Annotated in this window: 16 protein-coding genes; 8 read left to right on the forward strand and 8 right to left on the reverse strand. The window is 33.8% G+C overall.

Going from position 1 to position 16314, the window contains the following annotated elements:
- The first annotated feature begins 186 nt into the window (after positions 1–186).
- Positions 187–2985 (forward strand): lantibiotic dehydratase, encoded by a 2799-nt coding sequence (locus tag QWY86_RS00460; protein WP_290237476.1) that lies wholly within the window; start codon positions 187–189, stop codon positions 2983–2985.
- A gap of 2 nt (positions 2986–2987) precedes the next feature.
- Here the strand turns inward: QWY86_RS00460 and QWY86_RS00465 are convergent, their stop codons facing one another.
- Positions 2988–4115 carry a sensor histidine kinase gene (locus QWY86_RS00465; protein WP_290237478.1) on the reverse strand — a complete coding sequence of 376 codons (1128 nt, stop codon included), beginning with the start codon at positions 4113–4115 and terminating at the stop codon, positions 2988–2990.
- Positions 4116–4269: 154 nt separating this feature from the next.
- Between QWY86_RS00465 and QWY86_RS00470 the strand changes: the two genes are divergently transcribed.
- From QWY86_RS00470 to QWY86_RS00495, 6 genes are read left to right on the forward strand one after another with little or no spacing between them, the layout of a single operon-like run.
- Positions 4270–4416, forward strand: coding sequence for a hypothetical protein (locus tag QWY86_RS00470; RefSeq protein ID WP_290237480.1), 147 nt, complete (start codon positions 4270–4272; stop codon positions 4414–4416).
- Positions 4417–4420: 4 nt separating this feature from the next.
- Positions 4421–4564: a hypothetical protein gene (locus QWY86_RS00475; protein WP_290237482.1), complete on the forward strand. Its 144-nt coding sequence runs from the start codon at positions 4421–4423 to the stop codon at positions 4562–4564.
- A gap of 4 nt (positions 4565–4568) precedes the next feature.
- A complete protein-coding gene (locus QWY86_RS00480; protein WP_290237484.1) occupies positions 4569–4712 on the forward strand; it encodes a hypothetical protein in 144 nt (47 codons plus the stop codon).
- 4 nt (positions 4713–4716) lie between these two features.
- Entirely contained in the window at positions 4717–4860 is a 144-nt protein-coding gene (locus tag QWY86_RS00485; protein ID WP_290237484.1) for a hypothetical protein, read from the forward strand.
- Between the two features lie 4 nt (positions 4861–4864).
- Positions 4865–5008 carry a hypothetical protein gene (locus tag QWY86_RS00490; RefSeq protein ID WP_290237487.1) on the forward strand — a complete coding sequence of 48 codons (144 nt, stop codon included), beginning with the start codon at positions 4865–4867 and terminating at the stop codon, positions 5006–5008.
- A gap of 47 nt (positions 5009–5055) precedes the next feature.
- Positions 5056–5202: a hypothetical protein gene (locus tag QWY86_RS00495; RefSeq protein ID WP_290237489.1), complete on the forward strand. Its 147-nt coding sequence runs from the start codon at positions 5056–5058 to the stop codon at positions 5200–5202.
- Between the two features lie 2 nt (positions 5203–5204).
- On the opposite strand, the gene QWY86_RS00500 is transcribed toward QWY86_RS00495, so the two are convergent.
- On the reverse strand, positions 5205–5945 hold the full coding sequence (locus tag QWY86_RS00500) for a LytR/AlgR family response regulator transcription factor (protein WP_231464519.1): 741 nt from the start codon (positions 5943–5945) through the stop codon (positions 5205–5207).
- 355 nt (positions 5946–6300) lie between these two features.
- Between QWY86_RS00500 and QWY86_RS00505 the strand changes: the two genes are divergently transcribed.
- Positions 6301–6798, forward strand: coding sequence for a type I restriction endonuclease (locus tag QWY86_RS00505; protein WP_290237494.1), 498 nt, complete (start codon positions 6301–6303; stop codon positions 6796–6798).
- A gap of 76 nt (positions 6799–6874) precedes the next feature.
- Here QWY86_RS00505 and htpG read toward each other — a convergent pair whose 3' ends face one another.
- The 6 genes from htpG to QWY86_RS00535 all read right to left on the reverse strand — a co-directional run bounded on the left by htpG (position 6875) and on the right by QWY86_RS00535 (position 16255).
- Positions 6875–8761 (reverse strand): molecular chaperone HtpG, encoded by a 1887-nt coding sequence (gene htpG / locus QWY86_RS00510; protein ID WP_353958884.1) that lies wholly within the window; start codon positions 8759–8761, stop codon positions 6875–6877.
- A 611-nt stretch (positions 8762–9372) separates the two neighbouring features.
- A complete protein-coding gene (locus tag QWY86_RS00515) occupies positions 9373–9762 on the reverse strand; it encodes a response regulator (protein WP_290237496.1) in 390 nt (129 codons plus the stop codon).
- 91 nt (positions 9763–9853) lie between these two features.
- The gene (locus QWY86_RS00520) at positions 9854–10717 is read right to left on the reverse strand and encodes an N-acetylglucosamine kinase (RefSeq protein ID WP_290237498.1); all 864 of its coding nucleotides are present in this window, start codon (positions 10715–10717) and stop codon (positions 9854–9856) included.
- Between the two features lie 17 nt (positions 10718–10734).
- On the reverse strand, positions 10735–12045 hold the full coding sequence (locus QWY86_RS00525) for a TolC family protein (RefSeq protein WP_290237500.1): 1311 nt from the start codon (positions 12043–12045) through the stop codon (positions 10735–10737).
- 5 nt (positions 12046–12050) lie between these two features.
- Positions 12051–15164: an efflux RND transporter permease subunit gene (locus QWY86_RS00530; protein WP_290237502.1), complete on the reverse strand. Its 3114-nt coding sequence runs from the start codon at positions 15162–15164 to the stop codon at positions 12051–12053.
- Positions 15165–15166: 2 nt separating this feature from the next.
- A complete protein-coding gene (locus tag QWY86_RS00535) occupies positions 15167–16255 on the reverse strand; it encodes an efflux RND transporter periplasmic adaptor subunit (protein WP_290237504.1) in 1089 nt (362 codons plus the stop codon).
- Positions 16256–16314: the final 59 nt, after the last annotated feature.

Consider the following 16314-nt stretch of genomic DNA (forward strand, 5'->3'; position numbering starts at 1 on the left):
ATCCGAAAATCGAGACTACGCAAGATAGTTCAGTAGCTGAACCTCTTTAGAATACAAAAATACTTTTTTGTCTAAATATTTGGAATTTATAACAGTACCTTTTTTTATGCTTTGATTCTAAATAATGATAATCTTTTCTCATTAGATTAAATTAAAACTTTGTAATTTTCACCTGAAATCTACTTTATGAAATTAAAAATACATCCTAACATCATCTTCCGTACCCCTAAATTTTCTTACCTATCAAATCTGGAAGATTGCTGGGATGAGCTTAAAACAGCGATTTCTATTTCTTCTTCATCATTCTATGAAACCATTAAAGATGTTAAATCAGAAGAAATACATACCTTGCCACCAAAGATATTCTTTACAATTTGGAAGTATTTTAATCGGTCAAAATTCAGGTCAACGCCATACGGTACCTTTGCTGGTTTTAGCATTTTTAAGGATGGTTTCAATAACGCTACACAAAATCAAATCATTGTGGAGGAGGAGCAAATTGTACATGAATTTTTAGATTGGCCAGAAAAAAATAAAATTCAATTTTCGATTAGTAGATTAATAGAAAGCAATAGTTTGCTATTTGCAAACAGCAGTTATTACTTTACATCAAACAGTATTCGGTACATTGCCTGCTCAGATGGTTTATTTGAACTTGCAGAAATTGACAAGGATGATTTCGTTTATAAAATTTTGCAGGAATGCAAGAAGCCAATTCATTTTAGCCAACTTTTAATCAAACTTGAAGTAGACCAGGAAAATAGAGAAGACGTGATTTCCCTGCTTGAGGATATGTTATCACTACAACTATTATTTTGTGAAGCAGATGCAAATATCATCGGACAGGATTATTTTCAAAGAATTGGATATGGTATTAATTCAGAATCGCCAAAATATTTAATAGCAGAAAGAAACGTAAAAGGTGGCGGATTAAATGCAGATCTATTTAATGCAGTGCCAGGTTTGGTAAATTTAATGCAGCGTATTTTGCCAATTGATAGTAAGGATGCGCTTGTAAACTTTATAAATAAATTCAGAATTAAATTTGAGCAAAAGGAAATCCCTTTGTCTCTAGCTTTAGACCCCGAAATGGGCGTTGGTTATGATGAATTAGAACAGGCTGGACATGATGATGATTTTGTTACCCAGTTTAGAGGTAAAAGGTTAATTAAAAATGATGATTGGCGTAAGAAGATAAAGGGGGAACTACAAGATTTTATTTCTGCCGAAAAGTTCCAATCTGGCAAAGTTATTCAGTTAGAAAAACTTGGAATTCCATTAGATGAAAAACCAGCTCCAATTCCGAATTCTTTCAGCATGTTGCTTACATTGGTAGATGACTTAATTTGTGTAGATCAAACTGGAGGAAGTACGGCAAATGCACTTAGTGGTCGGTTTACTTTAGCAAGTGATAAGGTTTTGGAGCATTGCAAAGCCATAGGAAAAATTGAAGAAAGTGCAAATCCTGATATTATTTTCTTTGATGTAGCCTATATGGTAGAAACTAATGTAGATAATATTAATAGGCGCAAGCTTGTTTATAATAAACAGCTTTCTATATTAAATTTTGATACTTCGGCAGATCCGCTTACACTTGATGACATTATGCTTTCTGTGCAGGGAAGCGAAATTTTTCTAAGATCAAAGAGTTTAAATAAAAGATTAGTTCCTAGAATGGCTTCTGCCTATAACTATAGCCGCTCAGATTTATCAGTTTTTAGGCTATTATGCGATTTGCAACATCAAAACGTACAGACAAACCTTACACTTTTTCTCGAAAATCTATTTCCAGAGCTTTCCTATTATCCAAGAATTCAATATCAAAATATAGTGCTTGCTCAGCAGAAATGGCAAGTTAGCAAAGCTGATTTTAAGTCATTAAACATAAATGAGAGCAGAGATTTTTTAAAGAAAATTGGGGTAAATCGCTATTTTCGATGTGGCCTTTCTGATCAAACCTTGTGCTTTGATTTGCATAGCGATGCTGATTTATTTGCTTTCGAGTCTTACATGCAAAAACAGGATAAGGTTTATCTGGAAGAAGTATTATTGCCAGAATTCAGCGCTATTATTGATGAATCATCAAAGCCTTATCTTGCGCAGTTTATTCTAAATCTGTACCATGATGATAATGTTTACCGGGGATTTAGTAATGATAAGGTAATTCTAGAAACTGATGTAAAACAGTTTTTTCCACCTGGTAAAGAATGGTTGTACTTTGAGATATATTGCCATCAACAGCGTTCTGATGCTTTACTTTTAGGTCCAATTGCACATTTTGTTGAGCAATATCAAGCATATATTAAAAAGTGGTTTTTTATACGTTATAATGAAAATGGTTACCACATCAGATTTAGAATCTTATTAAACGATGAAAAGGAAAGTTATTTGCTTGCAAGTGCTTTTTCTGAGTATTTGGATGCCGATATTTCTAGCGGGCTGATTTCTGATTTGCAGATTAAAACATATAAAAGAGAGACTCAACGTTATGGAAATGACATTATTGAAGCTGTAGAAACACATTTTAATACCGATAGTAATTTTGTGTTATCACTATTAGAAAGTCAACCAGATGCATTGAGCAAATACAAATACTGTGCAGATTTGGTTGAAGTTATCCAAAAATCAGCAGTTTTTGAGGATAATAATTTTGTTGAAATCATAAAATTGATGTCAGATTCTTTTAATGAGGAACATAATTTGGATCCAACAGATTTTAAAAAGCTTAATAATCAGTATCAAACTTATCGTAAAACCGAATTTCAGTCATTAAGTGATGAGCAGTTAGCATCGTTCAACTATTTTGCTGCCTCATTCGTAGCGATCTTAAATAGTGTTAATTTATCAAGAAGAGGGCAACTGTTTAGCGACTTATTACATATGCATGTGAATCGCTTATTCAACAAAGAACAGCGAACACAAGAAATGATTATATATTACTTTTTATTAAAGGATGTGCAACGAAGAAAAGCAATGAGCAAATAATTTTAATTGCTTACCATTTGATTTAATCCTGCCATCGGATTTTCTACATCAACACGTATTTCTGTAATGTATCTATTGGTATCGTCTTTATAAAATTTAAAAGAGTATCTGTCTTTATAGAAGTTATTTAAACGCTTATCTATATTTTCCATACCAACATGGTGACTTTCAACTTCTCTCTTTTTCACATCATTTATCATATTGATGGTTGATACAACAAGGTTTTTTCGATCATAATTAATCTGAACAATACACGGTTGTGAAGAATGAGCAATATTACCATGTTTAAACATGTTTTCGACCAAGGTTAATAATATTAGCGGGGGAAACCTTAAGCCGAACAAATCATCATTAACTTCAAGATTGAAATTAATAGTATTTGCGGTACGAAGCTTGTGTAAATTAATTAAGTGTTCAATTTGCTCTACTTCCTCACTTAAAGGCACCAATTCTGAAGCCTCAGGGCGTTTTAATGCATACCTCATCATTTCCGATAAATTCATTATCGCATCTGCAGCCAAGGGTGCTTTCTTTCTTGCATCGTTATAGATAAAATTAAGCGTATTAAATAAGAAATGCGGATTTATTTGGCTCCTTAAGAAGTTATTTTGAGATTGAACTAAATCATTTTCTAATGCTTGTTTCTCAATTGTATTAACTAAGTTTTGTTTCTCAAGCTGCTGAACTCGTCTTTTTTCTCTTAATGAATTTAATAAGAATACGTATCCTGTACTAAATCCAATGAAATATAAAGCTCTCCAAACACTTCGCAAAACATAAACTTGATCAAATGATTCCAAGGTTGCTTTTGGATCAAAGTATATATAGGTAGACATTAAATAATCTATAGGGAAAGCAATACCTATATATAATGATAATTCTAATATCAGAAATGGTATAAATAGCCAATTTTTAAACCTTATTTGGCTATCCATTATTTTTCTTGTTCCAAATGCATGGAAATAAAACAAAAGAATGTTTAGTGAATAGTGAAAAATGTAATCACCTAAATTTCCCCACCTGCCACTAACAATTCCGGTAATAAATATCTCGTAAAGCATGAAAAATGCCCAAGCCTGGAGATGAATGATGTTCTGTCTATACCAGTTTTTTATTTTTTGAAAGTTCATTTAAATGGGTTTTATCTACTAAATCGAGGGTTTTATCTGTAAAAACAATAGGTTCATGTAAAAATTTCTGCACGCCCTCAATTTCGCTGCACCTTTACATCAGTTAATCGAAACAACAACAAATTAATTTAACAGCAATAAATATGTACATAATATGAAAGCGCAACACACTACAAAATTAAAAAAGAACACTGCATTTGTTTACAAAAATGTTAAGGCTCAAAATAACTTCAGCACCGACCCAACTGCAAATACAATTTTAATGACTCAATCTTCTTTATCAAACATCTTCAACAAGTAATACCATGAAAACTCAAAATATCAAATTAAAAAAGCACACTGCATTTGTTTACAAAAACGTTAAGGCTCAAAATAACTTCAGCACCGACCCAACTGCAAATACAATTTTAATGACTCAATCTTCTTTATCAAACATCTTCAACAAGTAATACCATGAAAACTCAAAATATCAAATTAAAAAAGAATACTGCTTTTGTTTACAAAAACGTTAAGGCTCAAAATAACTTCAGCACCGACCCAACTGCAAATACAATTTTAATGACTCAATCTTCTTTATCAAACATCTTCAACAAGTAATACCATGAAAACTCAAAATATCAAATTAAAAAAGAACACTGCTTTTGTTTACAAAAATGTTAAGGCTCAAAATAACTTCAGCACTGACCCAACTGCAAATACAATTTTAATGACTCAATCTTCTTTATCAAACATCTTCAACAAGTAATGCCATGAAAACTCAAAATATCAGATTAAAAAAGAACACTGCATTTGTTTACAAAAATGTTAAGGCTCAAAATAACTTCAGCACCGACCCAACTGCAAATACAATTTTAATGACTCAATCTTCTTTATCAAATATCTTCAATAAATAATTTTTCAGAATTATTTGAAATGTTAAAAAAAAGTGATAACTAGCAGTATGAAAGCTAATAACATTAATAAACTAAAAAAGAATGTTGCATTTGTTTACAAGAATGTGAAAGCTGCATCAAACTTCAGCACCGACCCAACTGCAAATACGATTTTAATGACCCAGTCATCATTATCAAATATCTTTAACAAATAGTTTTAACTTCTCCCAGATTTTAATAAACTACTTTGTATATAGGCGAAAAAAGCTTCTTTATAGCCTTCCCCAATTTGAATCATTTCATTATTTACTAATCGTATAATGTTCCCATCAACCTTCTTTATGGCCGCTTTAGCAACAATATTCGACTTGTTTACACGTATAAACGCGTGATTCTCCAAAGCCTTTTCTATCTCTTTTAAAGTTAGGTAAGTGGTGTTTGTTTCGGTTTTTGTAATAATTTGAATATAATTTTGCAATGCCCTGATGTACAAAATATCATCAATCAAAATATTTGAGAAAGCATATTTGTGATCTCCCTTTATGTAAAGCGCAGCAACCTGTTCTGTTTCTTTGGCTGCATTTTTAGCATTATTGGCTTCTTTCTTTAAAATTCTATCAATACCTAGCGCAAATTTAGCAAACGATATAGGTTTTAGCAGATATTGATCTGATTGAACATCAAAAGCTTGTAAAGCATAATCTGGATGTGCTGTTGTAAAAATTAAATATTTGGCCTTTTCACGGATATTTTTTGCAAGTTCGAGTCCATTAATTCCAGGCATATCAATATCCATAAATAACAAATCAATTTCATCACCCACACTAATTTCTGTTAAAGCCTGTACCGGACTAGTAAAAGTTTTGAAGACAGTTAAGCCAGGCATTTCAGCTATATGGTCAGTTAAAACCTCAATAGCATGCTGCTCATCGTCAATAACAACGCATTTTAAATTCATGATGTTTTACAAAGTGTGTTTGGAATGATTTGATCGCAAGATAACTAAAAAAAAAATTTCTTCATATAGCTCATTTGAAAATCTTTTCTGAGCTTTTTGGTCAATAATTTTAATGTTCATGTAAAATTCTGGATGGTTCATGTAAAAAAATAATCGGTTTTGCTTGATTTTTTAATCTTTAATATTGTTTGCCAAAAACGAATAATTGTTAGAGAACTCATTTTCTTTCAGTTAACAACATTTACCTATTCCTCGTTCTGTATAGCCTGTAAAAATTTATGTTTTTAAGGCCATACAAACTTGGGAAATTAGTGCAAAGAAAGAAGAAATACGTAGAATCTAAAAAATTTTTATCATGGAACTTAAAGACGAAATTGGTGAATTTGCCGTGAGAATTAAGAAAATGCTGCCTCAAGTTCAATCTGAAGATTTGACTAGAAATGCATTGGTTATGCCATTTATTCAAATTCTAGGCTATGATGTTTTTAATCCTTCTGAAGTTCAATCTGAAGCGGTTGCTGATTTTGGTGTAAAAAAGAGTAAAAAGGTTGATTACACAATAATGAAGGATGGTGAACCGACTATTCTGGTTGAATGTAAGCATCATGAAGATAATTTAGATATTAACGATTCACGTTTATCTAAATACTTCCGTAAAACAAAAGCTAAATACGGCTTACTAACAAATGGCTTAGATTATCGCTTTTACACAGAGAAAATGGTTAAAAGCAAAAAGAATCACGAACCTTTGTTTGAATTTAATATCAAAGATATGAAAGCAGCAACGATTGCAAAGTTGTTGGAAGAGCATAAAGATTATTTCAACGTAAATAAAGAAAATATTGCTGTATAGCAAAAAAGCCCTGATATTCTCGGGGCTTTTTTACAATATAATTAAAGGAGAAACCTTATGTTTCTCCTTTTTTATTTTAAATCAATTCAACACTTCTGCTTACAAATGCAGTTAATTCTGCACCAGTTAACATTCCTTGCGCCAACAAAGCTAAATCTACTGCTTGTTTTGCTAAGTTGCTTTGCTCTTCACCTTCTGCTTTTAAAATTTTACTCACCAATTTGTGGTTTCCATTAATGGCAACTTTGTAGCTGTCTGGCATTTGGCCGTAAAAACCCATTCCGCCGCCCATTGCAGCCATGTCTTTCATACGGCGCATAAATTCATCCATAGTAATGGTAACTGGTAACTCTTCTGGATTTAAGGCAACAACTTCTACTTGCATACCAGCCTTAGTTATTGCTTTCTCGAAAATTGAGGTTACTTCCTTAACCTGGTCTTCACTTAACACATGCTCATTAACTTCGTCTTTGTCTATTAGTTTATCAGCTACACTAGAATCAACACGCTTGATAGATGTTTTCTCTAACTTTTGCTCTAATTGCTGAATAAAGTGATTGTCAATTGGAGAATCTAGCACTAAAACATCGTAATCTTTTTTGTTAGCCGATTGGATAAAAGCGTCTTGTTTAGAAGCATCATTCGAATATAGATAAACAACAGTTCCGTTTTTATCAGTTTGTAAAGGCGCAACTTTATCTTTGTATTCGTTTAGTGTAAAAAGCTCATCTTTGGTGTTACCAACCAAGGCAAAATCTTTCGCTTTATCGTAAAATTTTTCTTCGCTAATCATACCATATTTAACGAAAAGACCAATGTCTTTCCATTTATCTTCAAAAGATTTACGGTCTTTAGCAAAAAGCTCAGCTAACTTGTCAGCTACTTTTTTAGTAATATAGTTGTTGATTTTTTTAACATTACTATCTGCCTGTAAGAAACTACGAGATACATTTAACGGAATATCTGGAGAATCAATTACACCGTGAAGCAGCATTAAAAATTCTGGAACAATATCTTTAACTTCATCCGTAATAAATACCTGACGAGAATATAGCTTGATTTTGTTGCGTTGCATTTCAAAATCGTTTTTCAACTTAGGGAAATACAGCACGCCAGTTAAATTAAATGGATAATCAACATTTAAGTGAATCCAAAATAATGGTTCTTCGCTAAATGGATATAACTCACGGTAAAAGTTTAAATAATCCTCGTCTGACAAATCTGCAGGAGCTTTCGTCCAAATAGGATTTATTGTATTAATGATATTATCAACTACAACATCTTTATACTTTTTCTTGCCTTCTTCATCCTCACCATCTTCTTCTGATTCTGTTTTAGTACCAAACTTAATTGGAACAGGCAAAAATTTAGCGTATTTATCAAGAATTTCCTGCAATTTCGATTCTTCTAAAAATTCTTCAGAATCTTTATTTACATGAAGAATAATATCAGTACCGCGAGTAGTTTTTGTGCCTTCAGTAATTTCAAATTCGGTACTTCCATCACAAACCCAACGAGCAGGTTCAGCTCCATCCTGGTAAGATAACGTTTGAATTTCTACCAAATCTGCAACCATAAACGCAGAATAAAAGCCTAATCCAAATTTACCGATGATTTCGTTAGCATCCTTTGCATCTTTAAATTTTTCAACAAATTCACTTGCGCCAGAAAATGCAACCTGGTTAATATATTTTTTAATTTCTTCGGCCGTCATACCCAAACCATTGTCGCTAATGGTAATGGTTTTTGCCTCCTTATCAACAGCAACCTGTACTAAAGGTGCACCAACTTCGCCATTAAACTGGCCTAATGAACCAAGTCTTTTAATTTTCTGAACGGCATCAACTGCGTTAGAAACCAACTCACGAAGAAAAATCTCATTATCTGAGTATAAAAATTTCTTAATAATTGGAAAAATATTTTCGGTATGTATCGATATATTTCCCTTTTCTTGAATGCTCATATGTAAATAAATTGTTTAATCTAGCCGAAACCTATCAAGGCTTGTTCCAAATCTATTTATTTGCCAAATTGACAGGGAGATAAAATTAGGGAATTAAATAAGTTTCATCGTATAGCTCTCTATGTCTATAGTTAATATGAGGTTTAGGTTAATTTATACGTATATCCGTCATTTCGAGCGCAGCCGAGAAATCTTTTAAATTAGGTACATATTGCTCGACTTCGCTCGAAACGATGATTCAGTAGTGATTATTAATCAAAACTATTTTTTTAAAACTCAGCCATTCCAAAAATTAAATCGCAAAAAAAAGCCGGCATAAATCCGACTGTATTTATTTTGGGGTAAATTTTAATTCATTAAATAAGTTTCATCATATAGCTCTCTATGTTTATAATTAATATGAGGTTTAGGTTAATTTATACGTATATCCGTCATTTCGAGCGCAGCCGAGAAATCTTTTAAATTAGGTACATATTGCTCGACTTCGCTCGAAACGATGATTCAGTAGTGATTATTAATCAAAACTATTTTTTTAAAACTCAGCCATTCCAAAAACTAAATCGCAAAAAAAAGCCGGCATAAATCCGGCTGTAGTTATTTTTGGGTAAAGTCTAATTCATTAAGTAAGTTTCATCTTGTTCTAAAGATAAAATTTTGCTAATTTTTTTCAAAAGCACATCCATTTGGAACGGTTTCGATAAGAAATCATCTTGTCCGTAATTTAAAGTCGTAAAATCTTTTGGGTCGTACAATCCAGAAATTAAAAGAATAGGAATTTTTGATGTACTATCGATTGATTTTAACTGTTCACACAATACACGCCCATCAATATTGCCAAGAGAGATGTCTAATAATATTAAATCAGGCTTAAAACTTTCAATTCGATTAAAAACTTCTTCACCATCGAGTAGCGCTGAAACTTTGAATCCACCTATTTCTAAAATTAATTGTATGGTTTCTAAAACCTCAACGTCATCATCAACTACTAGTATTCTCTTCATGTTATTCTTCCATTAGATGCTTTTGTAATTATAACAAAATGTTTGTTGTTATGTTTACAATGTTTTAAGATTTAATTAATACCTAAAACCGTTAATTTACCGCCTTAATTATTCCTTCTTTATTCAAAATATAGTTAAAGAGGTCTTCAATCGGCTTTTGTAAAATTTTGCCGGTCTCAATTCCATTATCAGCAAGTACACGCTTTAAGGTATTTTGGTAATAATAGGCAATTGAACCAACAAAATGGCATGGGAGAGATTTATAGTTGGGATAATCTTTAACGTTTGTATCAACAAATTCTTGAAAGCCTTTTCTCAAAATTTCTTCAATAAAAGGATGCTCTTGATTATCAGCCATGAATCTGCTAAAACCTGCTAAATAGATGTTAGGAAATGGTTTTTGATAAATATTAGTAATTATTTGTTCTTTTTCTACCGGGAAAGCTTTTTCAAATTCTGCTTGCAAATCAGATGGCATTTTCTTGTACAGATAACTTAACAATACTTTTTTGCCAAAGAAAGTGCCCGAGCCTTCATCACCTAAAACATAACCCAAACCATGATGGCCATCGTGGATTTTTTTTCCATCGAAATAACAAATGTTTGAGCCTGTACCTAAAATACAATTTAAGCCTTCAGTATCACCACAAGTTGCATAAACCGAACCTAATAAATCATGCTCTACAGAGGTAAAAGCATTTTGGAAAACTGCCGACAAACCATTTGAAACTACCTCATGCTTATCTGGCGAAGAACAGCCTGCGCCAAAAAAGTAAATCTCTTTAACGCTTTCTGCTAATGGTGCAATTATTTCGTTTTTTGAAATGATATTTGTGATTTCATGCTCATTTAAAAAGTATGGATTAATACCTTGGGTATTAAATTTAATTACTTTACCATTAAAATAACCCATCCAATCAGTTTTTGATGAGCCGCTGTCTGCAACAAGTATCATGGCAATAAATATAAAAATTAATTAGTTAAATCTATATTTCCGGTAATCTCTTTCAAAATAGTCTCGGCAATTTTTGCTTGAAATTCCATTTCAATAAAGCGATTTTGAGCATCGATGGAATTTCTTTGCGCTTCCCTTAATTCTAACGGTGGGATGCTACCAAGTTTATATTTGGCTAATGTAATTTCAAGATTTTCTTTAGCAATATCAACGTTTTTTTGCTCTAGCTTTACCAAATCTAAATAGGTAGCATAGTTTTGGTAAGCAGTAAGCAATTGTGAACTTACATCGAGTTTGGTTTTACTTAAGTTTAGGGTAGAATTTTCTATCTCGATTTTGGCATTTCTTTCCTGTTGTCTCTGTAAAAAACCATTAAAAATATTCAAGCTGGCAGTTACACCGTAGGTAAAACCATTTGCAGCAAATTTCTGGTTAAAGCCAGTTGGGCTGGTACTATTTGTTCTGCTGTAGCCAGAATTTAAGCTTACAATTGGATATCTTGCACCTTTTATCGATTTTAAATTTAATGATGCTACTCTTTGATTAATAAAAGCATTTTGAACGTTTGGATTTTGTTTATCGGCTAATTCTGCAAGTTTACTGTAAACTAAACTTTGGTCAATGTTTACATCATTAGTAGCAGAGAAAGTTAAATTCACATTTCTAGCCATAATCTGGTTTAATCTAACCTTTGCCACTTGCAAAGCATTCAATTGTTGCAAATAATTCGAAGTATCTGCGTTATAATCAACCTGAGCCGTAAGCACATCCAATTTGGAACCCCTGCCTAATTGAAGTTTAGTTTTCGCAATCTGCTCTCTAAAAACGGAAACATCAATAGCGCTATCTGCCGCTACTACTAATTTTTGTTGTCTTACAACATCGTAATAAGCAGTAATTACATCTGCTATGGTAGTTAAAATTGTTAAACGAGCATTTACTTCGCCTTGTTTTTCGAGTTCTTTTAACCTGTCGAAATTCGCAAACATTGTAAAACCATCGAAAATTGTCCAGTTTAAATCTGCACCAAGGTCGTTATTGGTACTTCTTGCTCCAGTAATAACCCTATCTGGTCCGGTTGCTGGTGTTTGGCGTGTATTTTGAAGACTTCCACCGTTTGCATAAGTTGCAGTTACATTTGGCAACATACCCGCATTGCCAATATTTGCATTGTTTTTGGCAATATTTATATTATTTTTGCTGATTTTAATATCGTAATTATTTTGCATTGCAATCGTAATCGCATCTTGCAAAGTCAGTATTTCCTGCGCCTTCGCAAAAGAAATAATGCTCAATAACAATACAAATAGATTTATTTTTTTAATCATCTTATTTATTTTGATGCGGCCTCCAAAGCTTCATGTTCAAAACGCTCTGCTTCTTTTAAATCTTTGTTTGGTTTGTAAGGTTTAGCCCAGTAAGAGTATATCGCCGGAATAACAAATAAAGTTAAAACTAACGAAAACATGGTTCCACCCACAATCACAGTTCCCATACTCATTCTACTTTTAGCAGCTGCACCTAAAGCCATGGCAATTGGTAGTGCGCCAATGGCTATAGCTAAACTTGTCATTAAAATTGGGCGCAAACGCGAAACTGAAGCTTCGCGAATTGCTTCCGGAATTGGAATGCCTCTTTCCTTTAACTGATTGGCAAATTCGACAATTAAAATACCATTTTTGGTTACCAAACCGATTAACATAATTGTTCCAATCTGGCTGAAAATATTCCAGCTTTGTCCGCATAGCCAAAGGGATAAAAATGCACCTGCAACCGCCATTGGTACGGTTAGGATAATGATTACAGGGTCTTTAAAACTTTCAAACTGTGCAGAAAGAATTAAGTAAACCAAAAGCAAAGCAAGGCCAAAGGCGAAAAATGTATTTGATGAACTTTCTTTAAAATCTCGGGATTCTCCACTTAAATCTGTAGAAAATGTTTCGTCCAAAACTTTGGCTGCAATCTGATCCATCGCATCGATGCCTTCGCCAATGCTTTTTCCAGGTGCTAAACCTGCAGAAACCGTTGCAGAAATGAAACGATTGTTTCTGTACAATTGCGGCGGACTACTTTCTTCCTTCGCAGCAACCAAATTGTCTAGTTGTATAAGTTCGCCTTTATCATTTCTTACATAAACGGAGCTTAAATCTAAAGGGTCTGCACGGTCTGCTCTATCAAACTGACCAATAACTTGATACTGCTTGCCATTCATAAAGAAATATGAAAAACGTTGTCCGCTCAAACCTAAATTTAAGGTTTGTGCAATTGCCGAAATTGAAACGCCCAGATTTTTTGCCTTGTCTCTATCAATAGTTAAATTAATCTCAGGCTTGTTGAATTTTAAATTCACATCTGATACAGTAAAGGTTGGATTTTTAGCAACCTCATCCATAAACAAAGGCACTTTCTCCCTAAGTTTTTCGAAATTCTGCGCCTGGATGATGTAGCTCACAGGTAAGCCACCCCGTCTACCAACCGAAATGGTTGGCTGCTGATTTACAATGGTTTTACCTTCACTATATTTTTTAGTGATTTTGGTAAGCATATCAGCAATTTCCTTTTGTGTACGTTTTCTATCGCCTGGATCTACCAAACCCATTCTAACGAAACCAGAGTTTGTGGCTCCAGCACCGCCAAAACCTGGTGAAGTGATGGTAATGTTCACATTTTTCTCTGGCACAGAATCTATTACCATCTGATTAATCTTCATAATAAATTTATCAGTGTAGGTAAAAGATGCACCTTCGGGAGTAGATACGTTAATGTTTATCGCACTTCTATCATCGTATGGAGCAGTTTCTTTCGGTAGAATTTTCCAAAAAAGGAAAATCATTCCCATACAAATCAAAATTATTGGCGCCGCCAACCATCTTTTATCTAGGAATTTATTCAGGTTCGATTCGTAGGCATCATTTAACTTTACAAAATATGGTTCAGTCCAATTGTAGAATTTGGATGGTTTATGCCCACCTTTTTTCATCAGGTAAGCATTTAACATTGGCGTTAAGGTTAACGATACGAAAGCCGAAACCAAAACCGCTGCGCCAATTACAACGCCAAACTCCCGGAACAGCCTGCCCACAAATCCTTGTAAGAAAATTACAGGAAGAAATACAGCTGCAAGGGTAATCGAAATTGAAATTACCGCAAAGAATATTTCATTAGAACCTTTAATTGCAGCTTCAAATGGCGACATGCCTTCTTCAACTTTCTTAAAGATGTTTTCTGTTACCACAATACCATCATCAACCACTAAACCGGTTGCCAAAACAATTGCCAGCAAGCTCAGTACGTTTATCGAAAATCCGAAAGCGTACATGATAAAGAAAGTAAAGATTAAGGAAACCGGAATATCAATTAACGGCCTAAACGCGATGCCCCAATCTCTAAAGAAAAGATAGATAATTAGGATTACAAGCACTAACGATAAACCGATTGTTTCTGCAACTTCGGTAACCGAACGCTTTATGAAAAGAGTAGTATCAAGTGCTACTTTAAGCTTAATATCTTGTGGGATATCTGCCTTTAACTTATCAAAACGCTTATAAAATTCCTTACTGATATCAAGGTAATTTGCACCGGGTTGTGGTATAATCGCAACTGCAACCATTGGTTTGCCCGATTCGCGAAGAATGGTTTCTTCATTCTCAGGGCCTAAAACCACAGTTCCAACATCCTTTAGTTTAACAACCTGATTACTATCTGATTTTAAAATTAAATTGTTAAACTGTTCTTCGTTAACCAATTTTCCCAATGTTTTTACCGTAAGTTCAGTCGTTGCTCCCGTAATTTTTCCTGATGGTAATTCAACATTTTCGTTATCAAGCGCCGTAACAATATCTTGGGAGGTTAGGCCGTAAGCACTAAGCTTATTTGGGTCCATCCAAATGCGCATGGCATATTTTCGCTGCCCTTGAATTTGTACGCTACTTACACCAGGGATAGTTTGAATCCTATCTGCAATTACATTTTCAGCAAAATCGCTCAATTCTAGCGTGTTTCTTTTGTCGCTCTGAATGGTCATTGATAAAATCGGGTCAGAGTTAGCATCCGCTTTGCTAACAATTGGCAAACCGTCAATATCTCTTGGTAAATTCCTTGCCGCCTGCGAAACTTTATCACGCACATCGTTTGTAGCTTCCTCAATGTTTTTATCGAGGTTAAACTCCACCGTAATGTTGCTGGTTCCCTGATTACTTGATGATGAAATGTTTCGGATGCCATCAATTGAGTTAATGGATTTTTCCAATGGCTCTGTAATTTGCGATTCAATAATATCTGAATTTGCGCCCGGATAAGAAGTTCTTACCGAAACTACGGTAGGGTCGATAGATGGATATTCTCTAACGCCTAAAAAATTATAGCCGATTACCCCGAAAAGAACAATCAAGAGATTCATTACAATGGCCAGAACCGGCCTTTTTATACTCGTGGTCGAAATGCTCATACTTAATTTTTTGCCAGACGAACTTTAACTGGTGAACCTTTTTTCAAAGACATTGAACCTGTAGTTAAAACAGTATCGCCAACTTTTAAACCAGATGTAATTACAATTTTTTCATCTGTACGAGTTCCTGCTTCTACACTAACTTCTTCAGCTTTTCCATCTTTTTGAATATAAACCACTTTTCCTTTCAAAACAGGGATTATCGCTTCATTAGGAACTAAAATTGCATCCTGTAATGTATTTAAAGCCATTTTAATTTTAGCAAAAGAGCCAGGAAGTAGCTTGTTTTCGTTGTTCTGAGCCAAGGCTCTAATCTGCAAAGTTCTGGTTGCTGCATTTATTCCGGGTTCTATTGCGTAGATCTTCCCAATGTTTATCATTGAAGAACCATCTGTTGTAAAAGAAATGTTGCCGCCCATTTTTATTTGTCCGGCGTATTTTTCTGGTACCGAAAAAGTAACCTTAACAGGATTTGTACTTACCAAGTTTGCAATCACAGTTGCTGGTGTTAAATAGGTTCCTGATGATATACTTCTTAAACCTACTTTGCCACTAAATGGTGCTCTAATTGTTGTTTTCGCAAGTTGAGCACGGATGAGTTGCGATTGTGCTTGTAGAGATTTTAAATCTGCAAGAGAAGTATCGTATTCTTCCTGACTTATAGCGCCCTTTTCTAACAGTTGTTTCGCCCTGTTTTCGTTTGTGCCCGAAAGTTTTTGTTTAGTTAGCGCTTCCTGTAATTGCGCCTGAATATCTCTATCATTTATTTTAACTAAAACGCTGCCTTTAGTAACATTAGAACCTTCCTTAAAATAAATTCCGGTTACTAAACCCGAAACCTCACTTTTTAATACAACAGATTCATTTGCTTCAATTGCACCTGTAACCTCTAAATCACTATCAAATTTTGATTGCTTAACAACAATTCCTTCAACGACTGTTGGCGGTGCCGAATTTCCATCTTTACCACCTTTGCTCGGTCCGGATGCTGCGCCCTTACCTTCTAACTTTTTATTTGCACTAATTCGATAATAAACAAGGTAAGCTAAACCTATTGCTAAAATCGCGTAAAAAATATACCTTTTCTTCATATTCGTTTGTGTATTGCTTCCTAAACACTATTTAAATGTATCAATTTAGAAAACAGAGC

Origin of the sequence: Pedobacter aquatilis, from assembly GCF_030409415.1 — a bacterium.
GTDB lineage: Bacteria > Bacteroidota > Bacteroidia > Sphingobacteriales > Sphingobacteriaceae > Pedobacter > Pedobacter aquatilis.